At 72.2% G+C, this 18,083-nt stretch carries 17 protein-coding genes; 6 read left to right on the top strand and 11 right to left on the bottom strand.

Annotated elements, in window-relative coordinates; translation table 11 throughout:
• Nucleotides 1-19: 19 nt before the first annotated feature.
• The 4 genes from IE308_RS27680 to IE308_RS27665 all read right to left on the bottom strand — a co-directional run bounded on the left by IE308_RS27680 (nucleotide 20) and on the right by IE308_RS27665 (nucleotide 4,739).
• Nucleotides 20-766, bottom strand: a complete 747-nt coding sequence (locus tag IE308_RS27680; protein WP_190220007.1) for a DUF6227 family protein — start codon at nucleotides 764-766, stop codon at nucleotides 20-22.
• Nucleotides 767-952: 186 nt separating this feature from the next.
• Nucleotides 953-2,182 carry a L,D-transpeptidase gene (locus IE308_RS27675; RefSeq protein ID WP_190220006.1) on the bottom strand — a complete coding sequence of 410 codons (1,230 nt, stop codon included), beginning with the start codon at nucleotides 2,180-2,182 and terminating at the stop codon, nucleotides 953-955.
• A 154-nt stretch (nucleotides 2,183-2,336) separates the two neighbouring features.
• Complete coding sequence (locus IE308_RS27670; RefSeq protein ID WP_190220005.1) at nucleotides 2,337-3,362, bottom strand: P1 family peptidase; 1,026 nt, start codon at nucleotides 3,360-3,362, stop codon at nucleotides 2,337-2,339.
• A 138-nt stretch (nucleotides 3,363-3,500) separates the two neighbouring features.
• Complete coding sequence (locus IE308_RS27665) at nucleotides 3,501-4,739, bottom strand: low temperature requirement protein A (protein WP_110628739.1); 1,239 nt, start codon at nucleotides 4,737-4,739, stop codon at nucleotides 3,501-3,503.
• A gap of 85 nt (nucleotides 4,740-4,824) precedes the next feature.
• On the opposite strand from IE308_RS27665, the gene IE308_RS27660 reads away from it, so the two are divergent.
• Complete coding sequence (locus IE308_RS27660; RefSeq protein ID WP_190220004.1) at nucleotides 4,825-5,001, top strand: hypothetical protein; 177 nt, start codon at nucleotides 4,825-4,827, stop codon at nucleotides 4,999-5,001.
• Between the two features lie 10 nt (nucleotides 5,002-5,011).
• Here the strand turns inward: IE308_RS27660 and mscL are convergent, their stop codons facing one another.
• The 6 genes from mscL to IE308_RS27630 form a co-directional block, all read right to left on the bottom strand.
• Nucleotides 5,012-5,485 (bottom strand): large conductance mechanosensitive channel protein MscL, encoded by a 474-nt coding sequence (mscL, locus tag IE308_RS27655; RefSeq protein ID WP_110628738.1) that lies wholly within the window; start codon nucleotides 5,483-5,485, stop codon nucleotides 5,012-5,014.
• A gap of 138 nt (nucleotides 5,486-5,623) precedes the next feature.
• Nucleotides 5,624-6,208 carry a hypothetical protein gene (locus IE308_RS27650; protein ID WP_190220003.1) on the bottom strand — a complete coding sequence of 195 codons (585 nt, stop codon included), beginning with the start codon at nucleotides 6,206-6,208 and terminating at the stop codon, nucleotides 5,624-5,626.
• A gap of 164 nt (nucleotides 6,209-6,372) precedes the next feature.
• Complete coding sequence (locus IE308_RS27645; protein ID WP_110628736.1) at nucleotides 6,373-7,206, bottom strand: S-methyl-5'-thioadenosine phosphorylase; 834 nt, start codon at nucleotides 7,204-7,206, stop codon at nucleotides 6,373-6,375.
• A 150-nt stretch (nucleotides 7,207-7,356) separates the two neighbouring features.
• Entirely contained in the window at nucleotides 7,357-7,668 is a 312-nt protein-coding gene (locus IE308_RS27640) for an FmdB family zinc ribbon protein (protein ID WP_110628735.1), read from the bottom strand.
• A gap of 67 nt (nucleotides 7,669-7,735) precedes the next feature.
• Complete coding sequence (locus tag IE308_RS27635) at nucleotides 7,736-9,028, bottom strand: MFS transporter (protein ID WP_190220002.1); 1,293 nt, start codon at nucleotides 9,026-9,028, stop codon at nucleotides 7,736-7,738.
• A 280-nt stretch (nucleotides 9,029-9,308) separates the two neighbouring features.
• Complete coding sequence (locus IE308_RS27630; protein WP_190220001.1) at nucleotides 9,309-10,862, bottom strand: potassium/proton antiporter; 1,554 nt, start codon at nucleotides 10,860-10,862, stop codon at nucleotides 9,309-9,311.
• Between the two features lie 221 nt (nucleotides 10,863-11,083).
• Between IE308_RS27630 and IE308_RS27625 the strand changes: the two genes are divergently transcribed.
• Nucleotides 11,084-13,894 carry a penicillin acylase family protein gene (locus tag IE308_RS27625; protein WP_190220000.1) on the top strand — a complete coding sequence of 937 codons (2,811 nt, stop codon included), beginning with the start codon at nucleotides 11,084-11,086 and terminating at the stop codon, nucleotides 13,892-13,894.
• Between the two features lie 75 nt (nucleotides 13,895-13,969).
• Here IE308_RS27625 and IE308_RS27620 read toward each other — a convergent pair whose 3' ends face one another.
• On the bottom strand, nucleotides 13,970-14,587 hold the full coding sequence (locus tag IE308_RS27620) for a 5-formyltetrahydrofolate cyclo-ligase (protein ID WP_229909169.1): 618 nt from the start codon (nucleotides 14,585-14,587) through the stop codon (nucleotides 13,970-13,972).
• Between the two features lie 94 nt (nucleotides 14,588-14,681).
• On the opposite strand from IE308_RS27620, the gene galU reads away from it, so the two are divergent.
• From galU to IE308_RS27600, 4 genes are all read left to right on the top strand, one after another.
• Nucleotides 14,682-15,584 (top strand): UTP--glucose-1-phosphate uridylyltransferase GalU, encoded by a 903-nt coding sequence (gene galU, locus IE308_RS27615; RefSeq protein ID WP_110628730.1) that lies wholly within the window; start codon nucleotides 14,682-14,684, stop codon nucleotides 15,582-15,584.
• 5 nt (nucleotides 15,585-15,589) lie between these two features.
• A complete protein-coding gene (glp, locus tag IE308_RS27610) occupies nucleotides 15,590-16,912 on the top strand; it encodes a molybdotransferase-like divisome protein Glp (RefSeq protein WP_190219998.1) in 1,323 nt (440 codons plus the stop codon).
• A gap of 146 nt (nucleotides 16,913-17,058) precedes the next feature.
• Nucleotides 17,059-17,571 carry a cyclic pyranopterin monophosphate synthase MoaC gene (moaC, locus tag IE308_RS27605; protein WP_110628728.1) on the top strand — a complete coding sequence of 171 codons (513 nt, stop codon included), beginning with the start codon at nucleotides 17,059-17,061 and terminating at the stop codon, nucleotides 17,569-17,571.
• Nucleotides 17,568-18,074, top strand: coding sequence for a MogA/MoaB family molybdenum cofactor biosynthesis protein (locus IE308_RS27600; RefSeq protein WP_190219997.1), 507 nt, complete (start codon nucleotides 17,568-17,570; stop codon nucleotides 18,072-18,074). Before moaC ends, IE308_RS27600 begins: the two co-directional genes overlap by 4 nt.
• The last annotated feature ends 9 nt before the right edge of the window (nucleotides 18,075-18,083 follow it).

Below are 18,083 nucleotides of genomic sequence, written 5' to 3'. Positions count from 1 at the left end.
GGTGCCCCCGGCATCGCTGTCAGGAGAGCTGTGCGGCCCGCCGTTCCATCGCCTCCCGCGCCGCTTCCTCGCTCGTGTACACCTCGCACATGTGCCGCCCGTCGGGCGTCGCCGTGTGCTCGACCTCCCACAGGGCGACCTCGCGGCCGTCGCGCAGCAGGAAGGCGTGCTCGTAGAGGGAGAAGCCCAGCCCGGCGCGGCCGGCCCGGCAGGGGCGCCCGAAGGCCTGCGTGATCTGGTGCGCGGACGCCGTGGCCAGCAGCGCCGCCGTCTCCGCCCCGGGCCGGTCCGGGTTCTCCGCCCGGCGCAGCAGCCGGCGCGCGTGGTCCGCCGAGTCGTCGGGGACGTACACATGCCGCGGCGGGGGCACCGGCGACAGCTGCACCAGCGCCGGCAGTTCGAACTCCGAGTCGTCCGGCGGCAGCGGCAGCCGTGCCGTCGCCGCGCGCAGCTCCTCCTCGTCCACGTACACCTCGTGCTGCGGCTCGCCGCTGCGCCCGGTGTTGTGGACCAGCTCCCACAGGGTGAGCGCCGCGCCGTCCGGGAGGAGCCATGTGTGCCGGTAGGTCTCCCGGTGCAGGCCCGCGCTGTGGTGGGCGGAGTGCAGCGAGCTGTCGTGCGCCAGCGCGCAGTCCAGGCGCCTGATCGTCTCGTCGGGCAGCTCGAACGAGTTCAGGGCGCGGCCCAGCAGCCGCGCGAGGTGCTCCTCCGGAGACTCGGGCGACTCGGCTGGTTCGTACGCTGCGGTCTCGTACGGAACGCTCAAGGCATCTCCCGGCGTTGCTGCATGTCACCTTGTGGGTGCATACCGTAGCCCCTCGGCAGGGCATCGTGTCCGGGAACCGAGAAAACGTACGCCGGGAAAACGCGGGGGCCGCCCGGGAAGTTCCCGGACGGCCCGACGTCACGTCAAAAAGCCCTGCTCAGCGGCGAGTTGACCGCCCGTGGGGTATCACGCGGCACTGCCGGCGACCCACTCGTTCCACGGCATGTTCCAGCCGTTGAGGCCGTTGTCGGGCGCCACGGTCTTGTCCGCGGAGTTCTCGACGATCACCACGTCGCCGACGAGCGAGTTGTCGTAGAACCACTTGGCGGGCGTGTCCCCCTGTGCCCCGCGCACGTCCCGCAGGCCGACGCAGCCGTGGCTGCTGCTGAAGCGGCCGAAGGGCGGGTTGCCCGGCTTGTACCAGTAGTTGCCGTGGATGAAGGTGCCCGAGGTCGTCAGGCGCATCGCGTGCGGCACGTCGTCGATGTCGTACTCGCCGCCGAGCCCGACCGTCCGGCTGTTCATCCGCGTCTGCGTGAACTTCTCGGAGATCACCATCTTGCCGTTGTACGTGGTGAACTCCGGGCTGCCCGTCGAGACCGGGATCGTCTGGACGGTCCGGCCGTCCCGCACCACCGTCATGGTCTGCGTCTTCGCGTCCACGGTGGAGACCTGCGAGCGGCCGACGGTGAAGGTGACGGTCTTCTTCTGCACGCCAAAGACCCCGTTCGCGCCCTCCACGCCGTCCAGGTCGATCTTCATCGTGACCTTGGAGCCGGCCTTCCAGTACGCGTCGGGCCGGAAGTCGAGCCGCTGCGCGCCGAACCAGTGCCCGGCCACCTTCTGCCCGCTGCTGGAGGTGACGGTGATGTGCGACTGGACGGCCTTCTTGTCGCCGATGGCCTTGTCGAAGGTGAACGACACCGGCATGCCGACGCCGACCGTCGTGCCACCGTCCGGCGTGTACGTCCCGATGAAGCTGTTCGCCGGGGTGACCGTGGTGAAGACCGAGTTCGCCGCCGAGGTGCGCCCCCCGGCGTCCTTCGCCGTCGCCGCGATGCGGTACTTGGTGCCCCGATCCAGCTGCTCCTTCGGCTTCCAGCTGCGGCGGTCCGCGGACAGCGAGCCGGCCACCGCCTGCCCGGTGTCCGCCACCGTCATCTTCACCTCGGTGAGCGTGCCGTCGCTGACCCGCACGCCGGTGGAGTTGATCGACGCGCCGGTCGAGCCGTCCCGGGCCGAGATGACGATCTTCGCCGTCGAGGTCCTGGCGGAGCCCTGGCCGCCCCCGCCGCCCTTGCCGCCGCCGTCCTCGGCGGTGGCGCTGCCGCTGCAGGCCGTCAGGGCCAGCGCGCCGACCATGAGGGCGGCACAGGTTCCCAGTGCGCGCCGCGTTGCTCTGTCCGGCGTTGTCACAGACTGCTCCCCGTTGGTGTGATGTGCGTGGTCCGCTCCGGTGCGTGGGGAAAGAGGGGAACGGCGGCCGACGGGGTTCCAGCCGACCGCCGCGCACGCCATCACGTGACAGAACCGGGACAATCACCGGCCGCCCGCCCGCGACGGACGTGGCCTAGCCGCCGTACAGCGCTCCGTACGACGGCCACGTCCCGCCCGGTCCGTCCACCGGCTCCGCGGCGCGTACGGCGCGGACGATCGCGCGCGTCACCATGTCCGCGCCCGCCGCGAGGATCTCGTTCAGCGCGAGCGGGTCCCCGGCGTCGAGGGTGTGTGTCCCCGTCGCCAGCGCGAACACCGTGTCGCCGTCGTGCAGCAGGTGCACCGGCCGTACGGCGCGGGCGATCCCGTCGTGTGCCGTGCCGGCCAGCTTCTGCGCCTGCGCCTTCGTCAGCTCCGCGTCGGTCGCGACCACGGCCAGCGTGGTGTTGAGCGGCGGGGGCGCGTTCCGCTCCGCGGCCTGCGCCAGGCGCTGCCGCGCGGCCTCGTGGACATGCGCCGCCGGATACGCGGCACGCCCCTGGAACAGCTCCCCGTACAGCACCCCCGTCCCCGGATCCACCGCGTCCCCCACCGCGTTGGCCACCACCAGCGCCGCCACGGTGACGCCCGAGCCGAGCACCGTGCTCGCGGTGCCGACTCCGCCCTTCATCCCGCCGACCACCGCACCGGTGCCGGCGCCCACGCACCCTTCCGGCACCGGCGAGCCCGGCGCGCTCGCGGCGGCGGCCTCGACGGCCGCGCGCCCGGTGGCGGCGTCGGGCCGGGCCCGGAAGTCACCGCCGCGCCCGAGGTCGAAGACGCACGCGGCGGGCACCACCGGCACGACGTGCGCCGGATCGGCGCCGACGCGCACCCCGCGCCGCTGCTCCTCCAGCCAGGCCATCACCCCCGAGGCCGCGTCGAGCCCGTAGGCGCTGCCGCCCGTCAGGACGATCGCCTCCACCTTCTGCACCAGGTTGCGGGGATCGAGCGCGTCGGTCTCCTTGGTGCCGGGCCCGCCGCCGCGCACATCCACGGCGGCGACGGCCCCGCCCTCGGGGGCGAGGACGACGGTGGTCCCGGTGAGCCAGCCGTCCCCGGTCCGCGTCGCATGCCCGACCCGCACCCCGGCAACGTCCGTCAAAGCGTCGACTGTCATGAGGGCAGTGTCCCCGCAGCGACGCGCGCGACAGTGTCCCCGCAGCGACGCGCTGTGGTGCCCAGCCGGGGCCGGCCCCGCCCCGCCGCACGCGGCCCTGCGCACCGGAGAGCGCACCGGCGTGCGGCGAGGGTCGTGTCACGCCGCCTCGGCGGTCTCCGGGGGCGCGCTCTCCCTGGCCACCATGCGTGCCGTCAGCGTCACCCCGACCACCACGGCGAGCGCCGACACCAGCCCCGCCGCGAGCACCGCCCACTCGCCCAGGAAGGTGCAGCAGATGACCAGCAGCGCGGTCGTCGGCAGGACCAGCTGCTGGGCGATACCCACCTTGAAGTGCCGTGCGTGCAGGGCCCAGACGCTGATCAGGTAGAGCGCGGTCGGCAGGGTCACCGCGGCCGAGGCGGACATCGTGGAGATGTGCGCCTTGCCGACCGCCTGCTCCACCGCGACCTCCAGGCCCGCGCCGATCGCGGCGGCGGAGGCGAAGACCAGGTAGTGGCCGTACCCCCACAGGAACGCCTGCCGGTTGGAGCGCAGATGACCGTGGATCGGCACCACGAAGTAGATCCACCAGGCGGAGAACACGATCAGCAGGCCGCCCGCCGCGATCGGCAGCAGCTCGCCGAGCGCGTTGTGCTCGTCCACGGCCGACTTCACCGCGACGGTGGCCGCGGCGATCGTCTCGCCGAGCACGATGATCGTGAACAGGCCGTAGCGCTCGGCGATGTGGTGCGGGTGCCAGGAGGTGGCGTAGTCCTTCTCGGCCACCGCCGGCACGGCCAGCTCCGCGACCACCATCACCAGGAACACCCACGGCCGGGCCGGCTCCGGCAGCAGCACCAGGCCCAGCCAGCCGACCTGGCACAGCAGCACACCGCCGGCATAGCGCAGCGCCATCGTTCTCTCCGAGCCCCGCGCCGATCTCGCGGCCCGCAGCCACTGGGAGGCCATCGCCAGCCGCATGATCAGGTAGCCGAGCCAGACGACGAGGAAGTCGTGGTCGTCGAAGGCCCGGGAGACCCCCGCCGCCAGCACCAGGACGCCCGCGATCTGCACGAGGGTGACGACCCGGTAGAGGGCGTCGTCGTTGTCGTACGCGGAGGCGAACCAGGAGAAGTTCATCCAGGCCCACCAGATGGCGAAGAAGACCATCGCGTAGTCGAGGATGCCCTGACCGGCGTGCCCCTCGGCGAGGGCGTGCACCAGCTGGACGCCCGCCTGCGCGATCGCGACGACGAAGCACAGGTCGAAGAAGAGCTCCAGCGGAGAGGCGACCCGGTGCGACTCCTCCCGTCCGCGCGCCGTCAGTCTGCGCAGCGGGGCGGAACGTGCGGGCCGACCGGACGGTGCTGTCGACTGACGGGAACCGGAGGTCATGCTTCCAAGCACAGCAGATAACCGGCCGGTGTGCTTGTGCATGGGTTTCCCGGGGGTGCCGTTCGCGGCGCCGTACCCTGGAGGCATGACCACCGACTCCACCCCCGAGCCCCGCGAGCCGAAGGCCGCGCTGATCTTCGACGATCCGTTCGACCAGCAGTCATCGGACGACACGGACCGCGGCTGGGGCGAGCAGTCGGGCGGCGACAGCGTCTCCGACCTGAAGCGCTTCCTCGACGAGAAGCCGCCCCACCACCTCTGAGCCGCGGCCGTTACTCGTTGTGGCCGGCGCCGCGCTGGGCGACCAAGGCGTCGCGGATCTCCTTGAGCACCTCCAGCTCGCTCACCTCCACGATCTCCTTCGCGCCCTCGCGTGCCGCCTTGCGGTTGGCCTGGCGCGCCAGGTACTTCGCCATCGGCAGGACCATCAGGAAGTACACGACCGCAGCGGTGATGACGAAGCTCAGCGTGGCGCCGAGCACCGAACCCCACATGATCGGGATGCCGCTCGTCACCGTGCCGTCCTTCGCGACCACGCACGGGGACTTCAGGCAGGAGCTGTAACTGTCCAGGTTCTTCGTGCCGATCGCGCCGACCAGCGGGTTGATGATCCCCTTCACCACCGAGTTCACGATGTTGGTGAAGGCGGCGCCGATGACCACCGCTACTGCCAGATCGACGACGTTCCCGCGCATCAGGAAGGCCTTGAAGCCCTGCCAGACGCCCGGTTCCTTCTTCTCGCTCACCTCGGGGCCTTTCTTCGTATGTACGGGTCGTGGAACGAAACGCTCCGCAACCTACGTCACGGCGAGGCGGCCCTGTCCAATTCCGTAGCTCCAACGAGGGACTTGACAGCAGGGTGCGGGTCGTGCGGATCTCCCGGCTCAGCACAGCGTCACCGCCAGCCGCGCCGTCACGCCCGCGCCGACCAGCCGCGCCGCCGTCGCCCGCGGCACCGAGAGCACGACCAGCGCCCCGGCCTCGGGGACATCGTCCACTGGCTCCGGCAGCTTCGTCACCAGCGCCCCGCGTGCCACCACCCGGGCACCACCGCCGGCCGCCGTCTCCCCGGCGGCGACGACGTCCACCCGGTCGCCCGGCCTGAGCAGCCGTACCGTCGCGGCATCGGCGATGCGCACCGGCGCCGCCACGTCCTCCCCGGCGGCGCGCCGCTCAGGCCCGGGCGGCACACCGGTCGCCGCGGCGCGCGCCGCCGGGCTCCCGTCGGGATGCCCCCGGGCCGGCTCGGCCCGCGGACCCGCCGCCACCAGCGCCGCCGCGGTGACCGCCAGGCCGACCGCCACCGCACGTCGGCGGTGCCGCAGCAGCCGGTACAGCCGGACCCGCGCGCCGCGCACCCGCACGGGGGCGAAGTGCGGCACCTCGCACGGGGGCGGAGCGTCGGCGCCCGGGGGCTGCGCGGACGTAGGAAGAAAGGACGGAGCGGAGGAGGGCGTCGGAAAGGACACCGTGGATCACCACCTGTGACGAGAGGCCGGCTGACGAAGCCACGATGACGCCTCGTGCGACCGCTCGCCGGAGCCCGTGGACGATCCACGGGTTGTGGAAAACTTCCTCACCCGAACGGGACGTTCCCGGACGTTCCCCCGCCCCGACCCCCTGGCGGCACCGGCTACGGCAGCGCGAACCCGGGATCCATACCCCCGAGCGCCCCGGCGCACAGGCAGTCCCGCTCCTCGGTCGGCGGCAGTGCGGCCACCGCGTCGAACAGCACGCCCCGCAGCCGGTCCACGTTCGCCGCGAACACGCGCAGCACCTCGTCGTGCGAGACGCCCTCGCCGGTCTCGGCGCCCGCGTCCAGGTCCGTGACCAGCGTCAGCGACGTGTAGCAGAGCTCCAGCTCGCGGGCGAGCGCCGCCTCCGGGTGGCCGGTCATGCCGACCACGGACCAGCCCTGCGCCTGGTGCCACAACGATTCGGCACGGGTGGAGAACCGCGGCCCCTCGACCACCACCAGCGTCCCGCCGTCCACCGGCTCCCAGTCCCGGCCCCGCGCGGCCTTCAGCGCGGCGGCCCGCCCGGTGGGGCAATAGGGGTCCGCCAGGGACACGTGCACCACGTTCGGCACGGTGCCGTCGGGCAGCGGCAGCCCGTCGAAGTAGGTGGCCACCCGCGCCTTGGTGCGGTCCACCATCTGGTCCGGCACGAGCAGCGTGCCCGGCCCGTACTCGGGGCGCAGACCGCCGACCGCGCACGGCCCGAGGACCTGGCGGACGCCGACCGAGCGCAGCGCCCACAGGTTGGCGCGGTAGTTGATCCGGTGCGGCGGCAGATGGTGGCCGCGGCCGTGCCGGGGCAGGAACGCGACCCGCCGGCCGGCGACCTCGCCGAGGAAGAGGGAGTCGCTGGGCGGCCCGTAGGGGGTGTCGACCTGGACCTCGGTCACGTCGTCGAGGAACGAGTAGAACCCGGAACCGCCGATTACACCGATCTCTGCGTCAGCCATGCATGCACAGTAGCCGGACGCCCGGCGGCTCGGCCCCGGCCTCCGGAAACACCGCGGACCCCGCCGTCGGCGACGGCAGGGTCCGAAGAGCGGTGCGGTGTCTCAGACGGCCCGTCTCGGTCTCAGGCGGCCTGTCTCAGACGGCTTGTCTCAGGCGGCGGTGGAGCCGGTGGACGAGCCGGAGCTGGACGACGAGCTCGACGACGAGTCCGAAGACGACGACGAGGAGGACGCCGACGATGAGGAGGACGTCGACTTCGAGGCCGGCGTGCTGCTCGACGACGCGCCGCGGCTGTCGTTGCGGTAGAAGCCGGAGCCCTTGAAGACAATGCCGACCGCGGAGAACACCTTCTTCAGGCGGCCACCGCAGCTGGGGCACTCGGTCAGGGCGTCGTCGGTGAACTTCTGCACCGCCTCGAGGCCCTCGCCGCACTCGGTGCACTGGTACTGGTAGGTGGGCACTGTCTTCCTCCTGGCACTCTCACTCAATGAGTGCTAACGACGAACCATAGTGACGTATTCCGCGGGATCAGTCCACCGTCACCGGCACGCGGTGACCGACGCCACGTACGACGGTCCGGCCGCCGGGCCGTGCCACCAGCCGCGAGCGCAGCGCGAGCAGCGTCCCGAGGGCCAGCAGTGTGCCGCCCATCGGGACCAGGAAACCGGCACCGTCCCAGAAGTGGTCCTCCAGCTGCCCGGCGACCGTGACGGCGGCCGCCTGGCCCAGCGCGACCGCGCCGGTCAGCCAGGTGAACGCCTCGGTGCGGGCACCGGCCGGCACCAGGCCCTCCACCAGCGTGTAGCCGGTGATCAGCGCGGGCGCGATGCACATGCCGACCAGCAGGCCGAGGCCGGCCAGCAGGAGCGCCGAGTGGGCCGTCCACAGCGCGGACGCGGTCAGCGCGAGCGCCGCGTAGCCGATCACCAGGCGCCGGTGCGGGGCGGCCTTCCAGGCGATCGCGCCGCACACGATGCCCGAAAGCATGTTGCCCGCGGCGAAGACGCCGTACAGGACGCCGTTCAGGCCGGGCTCGCCGATCGACTCGGTGAACGCGGCCAGCGAGACCTGCATGCCGCCGAAGACGGAGCCGATGCCCAGGAAGGTCACGATCAGCACCCGCACGCCCGGGATCCGCAGGGCCGAGGTGTGCTCCACGCGCGCGTGGCCGTCGGCGGCGCGCACCACGGGCTGGGTGCTCCTCTGCGCCGCGAACAGCAGACCGCCGACCAGGGTGAGCGCGGCCTCGGTCACCAGGCCCGCGGCCGGGGTGACGGCCGTGCACAGCGCGGTCGCCAGCAGCGGGCCGACGACGAAGGTCAGCTCGTCCGTCACCGACTCGAAGGCCGCCGCCGTGGTCATCAGGGGCGAGTCCTTCAGCTTCACGCCCCAGCGGGCCCGCACCATGGGGCCGACCTGCGGGACCGAGGCGCCCGTCGGCACGGCCGCCACGAACAGCGCCCACAGGGGCGCGTGCGCGAGGGCGAGCGAGGTCAGGGTCAGGCCCGACAGGGTGTGCACGATCACGCCGGGGAGGAGCACGGCGCGCTGGCCGTAGCGGTCGGCGAGCCGGCCGCTGTAGGGCGCGAACAGCGCCATGGAGACGCCGGTGACGGCTGCGGCGGCGCCCGCCGCGCCGTACGAGCCGGTGGTGTGCTGCACCAGCAGCACGATGGAGATGGTCAGCATCGCGAACGGCTGACGCGCCGCGAAGCCGGGGAGCAGGAACGTCCAGGCGCCGCGTGTGCGCAGCAGCTGCCCGTACCCCGGACGCGGGGTGGCCGGCGAGTTCTCCGGCCTGTCGGTGACCGTGGATGCCACGGCCCGTGCCTTTCCGCCGCCTGGTAGCGCGCGCCCTCTTGTAAGGGGGCGCGGGCGCCGAGAGCTGTCCTCTTGCGCGGACTGCGGTAGATGCCGGCGCCCATTGCGGAGGGCCACCCGGCCGCCATACGGTCGCGCCAGCTCTGCGTCAGGCAGAGTTGGTTCGATCAGGGTGCGCCTTCATCGTACAGGGATCAACGGCATGTGCTCCTGTGAAAACGAGCACCATGCCCCGGCCCACCTGGGAATGCGCCGACGCCTGGGAGCCGCTCGGGCCGTCTCAATCCTCCCGGTCCTCGTCGCCCGTCCCCAGCCACCCGGCCAGCTTGCCGCCGCGGCCGACGGCGCGCAGGCGGCGCTCCGCCGCGTCGCGTACCGGGTCGGTCGCGACGACGAGCAGTTCGTCCCCGCGCCGGAGCACCGTGGAGGGCATCGGCACGAAGGAGGTGCCGTCGCGCACGACGAGGGTGACCGCGGCCCCGGCGGGCAGCCGCAGCTCGTGGACCTCGACGCCGTGCATCTTCGACCCCTCGGGGATGGAGACGGACAGCAGGTGGCCGCGCAGCCGCTCCAGCGGCGCGGACTCGATGCCGAGGTCGGCGGCCTCGGGTCCGCGGCCCAGCCGCAGCGTGCGGGCGAGCCAGGGCAGCGTCGGCCCCTGCACCAGGGTGTAGGCGACGACCAGGACGAAGACGATGTTGAAGATACGGCGGCTGCCGTCGACGCCGTTCACCATCGGGATGGTCGCCAGGATGATGGGCACGGCGCCGCGCAGCCCGGCCCACGACATGAGGGTCTGTTCCTGCCACGGCACCCGGAAGGGCAGCAGGCACAGCACGACGCTCAGCGGGCGGGCGACCACGGTGAGGGCGAGCCCGATGACGAGCGCGGGCCAGACGTCGTCGCCCAGTTCGTGCGGGGTGACCAGCAGGCCCAGCAGGACGAACATGCCGATCTGGGCGATCCAGCCGAGGCCGTCGGCGAACCCGCGGGTGGCGGGCCAGTGCGGCAGCTTGGCGTTGCCGAGCACCATCGAGGCCAGGTACACGGCGAGGAAGCCGCTGCCGTGCGCCAGGGCGCCCGCCGCGTAGGCGGTGACGGCGATCGCCATGACGGCGATGGGGTAGAGGCCGGACGCGGGCAGCGCCACGTGCCGCAGGCCCCAGGCGCCGAGCCAGCCGACCGCGAGGCCGATGGCCGCGCCGATGGCCAGTTCCAGGGCGATCTCACCGAGCAGGACGTACCAGTGTTCGACCGGTCCGGCGTGCGAGAAGGCGACGACGAGGATGACCACCGGGGCGTCGTTGAAGCCGGACTCGGCCTCCAGCGTGCCCGTCACGCGCGCGGGGAGGGGAATCTTCCGCAGCACGGAGAAGACCGCCGCCGCGTCCGTCGAGGAGACCACCGCGCCGATGATGAGTGCCTGCCGCCACTCCAGCCCGACCAGGTAGTGCGCGCTCGCCGCCGTGACGCCGACGCTGACCGCGACGCCGGCCAGCGCCAGCGTGGACGCGGCGGGCAGGGCCGGCCCGACCTCCTTCCACTTCGTGCCGAGACCGCCCTCGGCGAGGATCACGACCAGGGCGGCGTACCCGATGACCTGGGTCAGTTCGGCGTTGTCGAAGTGGATGTGGGCGATGCCGTCCTGGCCCATGAGGACGCCGATGCCCAGGTACACGAGCAGGCTGGGGAGCCCGCTGCGCGAGGAGATCCGGACCGCTGCGACGGCGACGAGCAGGACGAGCGAGCAGACGAGCAGAAGCTGGTTGAGGTGCTGGACAGTCAGCGGCGCTTCCCTTCCGTACCGCGGGGCCGATTTCGCGGGGGCGCGCACATATTCCGGACACAACGCCGCGCGCGCCGCACGCAACTACTTCGTTACCTTACCTAACTCTTGACGATTTCTTGACGCTCGCCGAGGCAAGATCGAACGTCTGCCCGCGCTGGTTCCCGACTCCGCGTCAAGTGCCACAGGGCCCTGCGCCTATGGTTGCTCCAGCGCTCATTCAATGTCACAGACCGCCTGCCGCTCGCGTTAGGACAGCAAGGACAGCGATGCCCCCCAACACCACCGCCACAACGGGTGACAAGCCCGGCAAGTCCGGCAGGAAGAAGGGGCGCAAAGCCCGCCTGATCGTGCTCGTACTGGTGCTGGCGCTCATCGGAGGCGTCGCCTACGGGGCGTACTGGTCCATCAGCACCGTCCGCGCCTCCTTCCCGCAGACCACGGGAACGATCACGCTCAAGGGCCTGTCGGGTCCCGTCGACGTCAAGCGTGACGGCTACGGCATCCCGCAGATCTACGCGTCCTCCGACGAGGACCTGTTCATGGCGCAGGGCTACGTCCAGGCGCAGGACCGGTTCTGGGAGATGGACGTGCGCCGGCACATGACGTCCGGGCGCCTGTCGGAGATGTTCGGCAAGAGCCAGATCGACAACGACGAGTTCCTGCGCACGCTCGGCTGGGACCGGATCGCCGAGCGGGAGTACCGCACCAAGCTGTCGGCCTCGACGAAGAAGTACCTCCAGGCCTACGCCGAGGGAGTCAACGCCTACCTCGACGGCAAGGACGGCAAGGAGATCTCCCTGGAGTACGCGGCCCTGGGCTTCACCAACGACTACAAGCCGCAGAAGTGGACCCCGGTCGACTCGGTCTCCTGGCTGAAGGCGATGGCGTGGGACCTGCGCGGCAACATGCAGGACGAGATCGACCGCGCGCTGATGACGAGCCGCCTCGGCCCGCAGCAGATCGCGCAGCTGTACCCGCAGTACCCCTACGACCGCCACCGGCCGATCGTCCAGGAGGGCGGGTACAGCGAGCTGACCGGGGAGTACGACCAGGAGGGCTCCACGGGCACCGGCACCGGCACCGGCACCGGCACGGGCACGGGCAGCTCCATGGGCACCGGCACGGGCACCTCCTCGGGCTCGGCCTCGGGCACCTCCTCGGGTTCCGCCTCCTCGGCCCTGCAGAGCCAGCTCGCCGGCCTCTACAAGGTCCTGGACGACGTCCCCGCGGCCGTCGGCGTGAACGGCAACGGCATCGGCTCCAACTCCTGGGTCGTCGGCGGCAAGCACACCATCACCGGCAAGCCCCTGCTGGCCAACGACCCGCACCTGTCGGCCTCGCTGCCGTCGGTCTGGTACCAGATGGGCCTGCACTGCCGCACGATCTCGGCCTCGTGCCAGTACGACGTCACCGGCTACACCTTCGCGGGCATGCCCGGCGTGGTCATCGGCCACAACAAGGACATCGCCTGGGGCATGACCAACTCCGGCGTCGACGTCACCGACCTCTACCTGGAGAAGCTCACCGGCGACGGCTACCTCTACGACGGCAAGGTCGTCCCGTTCCGGACGCGCGAGGAGACCATCAAGGTCGCCGGCGGCACCGCCAAGAAGATCGTCGTCCGGGAGACCAGGGACGGCATGCCGCTGCTGTCCGACCGCAGCGACGAGCTGGTGCAGGTCGGCAGGAAGGCCTCCGTCGACACGGCCGCGCCCGACCGCGGCGACGGCTACGGCATCGCGCTGCGCTGGACCGCGCTGGACGCGGGCACCTCCATGGACGCCGTCTTCGCCATGGACAAGGCGGCCGACTGGGACGACTTCCGGGCCGCGGCGAAGCTCTTCGACGTGCCCTCGCAGAACCTCGTCTACGCCGACACGAAGAACCACATCGGCTACCAGCTGCCGGGGAAGATCCCCACGCGCGCGAAGGGCGTGAACGGCTCGGTGCCCGTCCCCGGCTGGGACCCCAGGTACCGCTGGCGGGGCTTCCTCGCCTTCGACAAGCTGCCCCACGAGTACGACCCGCAGCGCGGCTACATCGTCACGGCCAACCAGGCCGTGGTCGACCCGGACGCGTACCCGTACACCCTCACCACCGACTGGGGTTACGGCACCCGCAGCCAGCGCATCAGCGACCTGATCGAGCAGAAGATCAAGGGCGGCGGCAAGATCTCCACGGACGACATGCGGCAGATGCAGCTCGACAACAGCAGCGAGATCGCCAAGCTGCTGGTGCCGGTCCTGCTGAAGATCGACATCGACGATCCGGACGTCCGCGAGGCGCAGAAGCTGCTGGAGGGCTGGGACTACACCCAGGACGCCGACTCGGCCGCGGCGGCCTACTTCAACTCGGTGTGGCGCAACATCCTCAAGCTGGCCTTCGGCAACAAGCTGCCCAAGGAGCTGCGGGTCAAGGGCCAGTGCCTGTGGGTGGACCCGGCCGACACCACCGGGCCCGTCGACGACACGAACAAGGTGCGCGAGTGCGGCCGGCGCGACGCCGACCAGGCGCAGCCCGACGGCGGCGACCGCTGGTTCGAGGTGGTGCGCACCCTCATGGACGACGAGAAGAGCGACTGGTGGACCGCGCCCCGCTCGGGCACCCGCCCGGCCGCGCACAACCGCGACGAGCTGTTCGAGCGGGCCATGATCGACGCGCGCTGGGAGCTGACGGCCAAGCTCGGCAAGGACATCGACACCTGGAGCTGGGGCCGGCTGCACCGCCTGTTCCTGAAGAACCAGACGCTGGGCACCGAGGGCCCCGGCATCATCCAGTACGTCCTCAACCGCGGCCCGTGGAAGCTCGGCGGCGGCGAGGCGGCGGTCAACGCGACCGGCTGGAACGCCGCAGGCGGCTACGGCGTCGTCTGGGTGCCGTCGATGCGGATGGTGGTCAACCTCGACAGCCTCGACAAGTCGAAGTGGATCAACCTCAGCGGCGCGTCCGGGCACGCCTACAGCGCCCACTACACCGACCAGACCGACAAGTGGGCCAAGGGCGAGCTGCTGCCGTGGTCGTTCTCACCGCAGGCGGTCGACGACAGCACCAGCGACACCCTCACGCTCAAGCCGTGAGCCGACGCTGACCGGAGGGGCCCCACGCGCGCGTGCGGGCCCCTTCGCCGTACCGGGGCGGCTTCTGGCTCCGCTTCAGCGGGGGAAGCGGTGCACCCCGGACGGCGTCACCACCGCGTGGACCGGCCGGTCGTGCGCCTCCTCCGGGAGGCTCGCGACGACCTCGGTGTCGTACAGGAGCACCACCAGCGCGGGGTGCGCGCCCGCGCGGTCCAGGCGGGCGAGGACCCGGTCGTACGAGCCGCCGCCACGCCCCAGCCGCATGCCGCGCGCGTCGACGGCGACCCCCGGCAGCAGCACGACGTCCGCGGAGGTGACGGCCTCCGGGCCCAGGCGCTCGCCGGCCGGCTCGAACAGCGCCATCTTCCCGCCGTGCTGCACCCGCGCGAGGGAGCCGGGGCCGGTGTACTCGCCCCAGTCCAGGTCGTTGTCCGGCAGCAGCGCGGGCAGCAGGACGCGCACGCCCCGCGCGCGCAGCGCGTCAAGCAGCGCGAGGGTGCCCGGTTCACTCCCCACGGAGACGTACGCCGCCACCGTGCGCGCCCGCGCCAGCTCGGGCAGCTCCAGCGCCCGCCGGGCCAGCGCCCCGGCCGCTTCCCGCAGGTCGGAGGCGGGCAGCGCGTTGCGCACCGCGAGGAAGTCCCGCCGCAGTGTCCGCTTGCCGGGACCGGCCGCAGGGTCCTTTTCGTTCACTCCTGGCTCCCGTACCGCTTCAGTATGCTCATATGAGCGACTATGGTCCCGGAGGGGCGTAAACCCCTCAGGGTCACCGGATAAGGTGGCGGGCATGACCCAGTCGCACCCCAGGATCAGCAAGGCTGTCATCCCGGCAGCAGGCCTCGGCACCCGGTTCCTGCCGGCCACCAAGGCCACGCCCAAGGAGATGCTGCCGGTCGTGGACAAGCCGGCGATCCAGTACGTGGTCGAAGAGGCCGTGTCCGCCGGCCTCGACGACGTCCTCATGATCACGGGCCGCAACAAGCGCCCGCTGGAGGACCACTTCGACCGCAACTACGAGCTCGAGTCCGCCCTGGAGAAGAAGGGCGACGCGGAGCGACTGGCCAAGGTGCAGGAGTCCAGCGACCTCGCGACCATGCACTACGTGCGGCAGGGCGACCCCAGGGGCCTCGGCCACGCCGTCCTGTGCGCGGCGCCGCACGTCGGCAACGAGCCGTTCGCCGTGCTGCTCGGCGACGACCTCATCGACCCGCGCGACCCGCTGCTCCAGCGGATGATCGAGGTCCAGGAGCAGTACGGCGGCAGCGTCGTCGCGCTCATGGAGGTCGCCCCCGAGCAGATCCACCTCTACGGCTGCGCGGCCGTGGAGGAGACCGAGGACAGCGACGTCGTCAAGGTGAGCGGGCTGGTCGAGAAGCCCGACCCGGCCGACGCCCCGTCCAACTACGCCATCATCGGCCGGTACGTCCTCGACCCGCACGTCTTCGACATACTGCGGCGGACCGAGCCGGGCCGCGGCGGCGAGATCCAGCTCACCGACGCCCTGCAGCAGCTCGCGGAGGACGAGAAGGTCGGCGGACCGGTGCACGGCGTCGTCTTCAAGGGCCGCCGCTATGACACCGGCGACCGCGGCGACTATCTGCGTGCCATTGTCAGACTCGCGTGCGAACGTGAAGACCTGGGCCCGGACTTCCGGACCTGGCTTCGCAGTTACGTCACCGAGGAGATGTAGCCACCTTGAGCAGCGCCGCGCCCCGCACCACCGGCCAGGACCACCTGTGGTCGGTGGACGAGCACCTGGAGGACATCCTCGCCACCGTCCGCCCCCTGGAGCCCATCGAGCTCCAACTGCTCGACGCGCAGGGGTGCGTGCTGGTGGAGGACGTCACCGTCCCGGTCTCGCTGCCGCCGTTCGACAACAGCTCGATGGACGGCTACGCGGTGCGGGTCGCGGATGTCGCGGGCGCGAGCGAGGAGTTCCCGGCGGTCCTGGAGGTCGTCGGGGACGTCGCCGCCGGCCAGGCCGACCTGCTGCACGTCGGCCCCGGCCAGGCCGCCCGCATCATGACCGGCGCCCCGCTGCCGCCCGGCGCGGAGACCGTCGTGCCCGTCGAGTGGACCGACGGCGGGCTCGGCGAGGGCCCGGTGAGCGGGATGCGCGCCCGTGCGCTCGCGCCGGAGGGCGCGTCCGGCCAGGTGCGCGTGCACCGGCCGGCCGAGGCACGCGCGCACGTGCGCGCGAAGGGCAGCGACGTGAAGGCCGGCGACCGCGCCCTGGAGGCGGGCACCGTGCTCGGCCCGCCGCAGATCGCCCTCCTCGCGGCGATCGGCCGCGGCACGGTCCGCGTCCGCCCGCGCCCGCGCGTGGTGGTGCTCTCCACCGGCAGCGAACTCGTCCAGCCGGGCGAAGAACTGGGCAGCGGTCAGATCTACGACTCCAACAGCTTCGCCCTCACCGCCGCCGCCCGCGACGCCGGCGCCCTCGCCTACCGCGTGGGCGCGGTCGCCGACGACGCCGAGACGCTGCGCTCCACCATCGAGGACCAGCTGATCCGCGCGGACCTGCTGGTCACCACGGGCGGGGTGAGCGTCGGGGCGTACGACGTCGTCAAGGAGGCGCTGTCGTACGTCGGCGACGAGGACGAGCCCGGCAGCGGCGTGGAGTTCCGCAAGCTCGCCATGCAGCCGGGCAAGCCGCAGGGCTTCGGCTCCATCGGCCCCGACCACACCCCGCTGCTCGCGCTGCCGGGCAACCCGGTGTCGTCGTACGTCTCCTTCGAGCTGTTCGTCCGTCCCGCGATCCGCACCCTGATGGGGCTGACGGACGTGCACCGGCCGACGCGGCGGGCGACCCTGCGCGCGGACAGGGCGCTGTCCTCGCCCAAGGGCCGCCGCCAGTTCCTGCGCGGGGCGTACGCCGACGGCGCGGTCTCCCCGGTCGGCGGCACCGGCTCGCACCTGGTGGCCGCGCTCGCGCAGGCCGACGCGCTGATCGTCGTCCCCGAGGACGCGGAGACCGTCGAGCCCGGCGCCGAGGTCGAGGTCGTCCTGCTCGGCTGAGCGCCCCACGCGCGGGTGGGCGGTGCCCGGATGCCGGGACGCCGGGTCCCGGACCCCTGCCGGGGCCTGCCGGGAGGTACCGTGTCGCGCACAACAGGCCCGCGCGCCGCACCGCACCGGGCCCGGACCGGGAGCGCCGTACGAGCATGACTGAGCCTTACCGGGGGACGACCCCCGGATCCCCTGCGCAGGACCGCCTGACCCACATCGACGAGGCGGGCGCGGCCCGCATGGTCGACGTGTCGGAGAAGGACGTGACCGCCCGCACGGCCCGTGCCAGCGGACGCGTCCTCGTCTCGCCGCGCGTGGTGGAGCTGCTGCGCGGTGAGGGGGTCCCCAAGGGGGACGCCCTGGCCACCGCGCGGATCGCGGGCATCATGGGCGCCAAGCGCACCCCGGACCTGATCCCGCTGTGCCACCCGCTCGCCCTGTCCGGTGTGAAACTGGACCTGTCGGTCGCGGACGACGCCGTGGAGATCCTGGCCACGGTGAAGACGACGGACCGCACGGGCGTGGAGATGGAGGCGCTCACCGCGGTCTCCGTCGCCGCGCTCACCGTGATCGACATGGTGAAGGCGGTCGACAAGGGAGCGGTCATCACGGACGTACGGGTGGAGGAGAAGACGGGCGGCAAGTCGGGCGACTGGAGCCGGGCATGAGCTACCGAGCGCTGGTCGTCACCGCCTCCAACCGGGCCGCCGCCGGGGTCTACGAGGACAAGGGCGGCCCGCTGGTCGCCGACGGCCTGAAGGGCTTCGGCTTCGCGGTGGACGGCCCGCAGATCGTGCCCGACGGCGACCCGGTCCAGGCCGCGCTGCGCGCCGGCGTGGACGCGGGGTACGACGTGATCGTCACCACCGGCGGCACGGGCATCTCGCCCACCGACCGCACCCCGGAGGCCACCCGCGCGGTGCTCGACCGGGAGGTGCCGGGCATCGCCGAGGCGATCCGGGCGTACGGACGGGAGAAGGTGCCCACCGCGGCCCTCTCCCGGGGCCTCGCCGGGGTCGCCGGGAGCACGCTGATCGTCAATCTGCCGGGTTCGAGCGGCGGGGTGAAGGACGGCCTGGCCGTTCTTCAGGCCCTGCTGGTGCACGCCGTCGACCAGATCCGCGGCGGCGATCACCCGAGACCCGGCGCCGGCAGTGGGGGTGCGAGCTGAACAGCCCGT

Origin of the sequence: Streptomyces griseosporeus (assembly GCF_014656055.1) — a bacterium.
In the GTDB taxonomy this organism is placed as follows: domain Bacteria; phylum Actinomycetota; class Actinomycetes; order Streptomycetales; family Streptomycetaceae; genus Streptomyces; species Streptomyces griseosporeus.
Note: the sequence above shows the minus strand (reverse complement) of the source record. Positions and strands in the feature narration are given on the sequence as shown.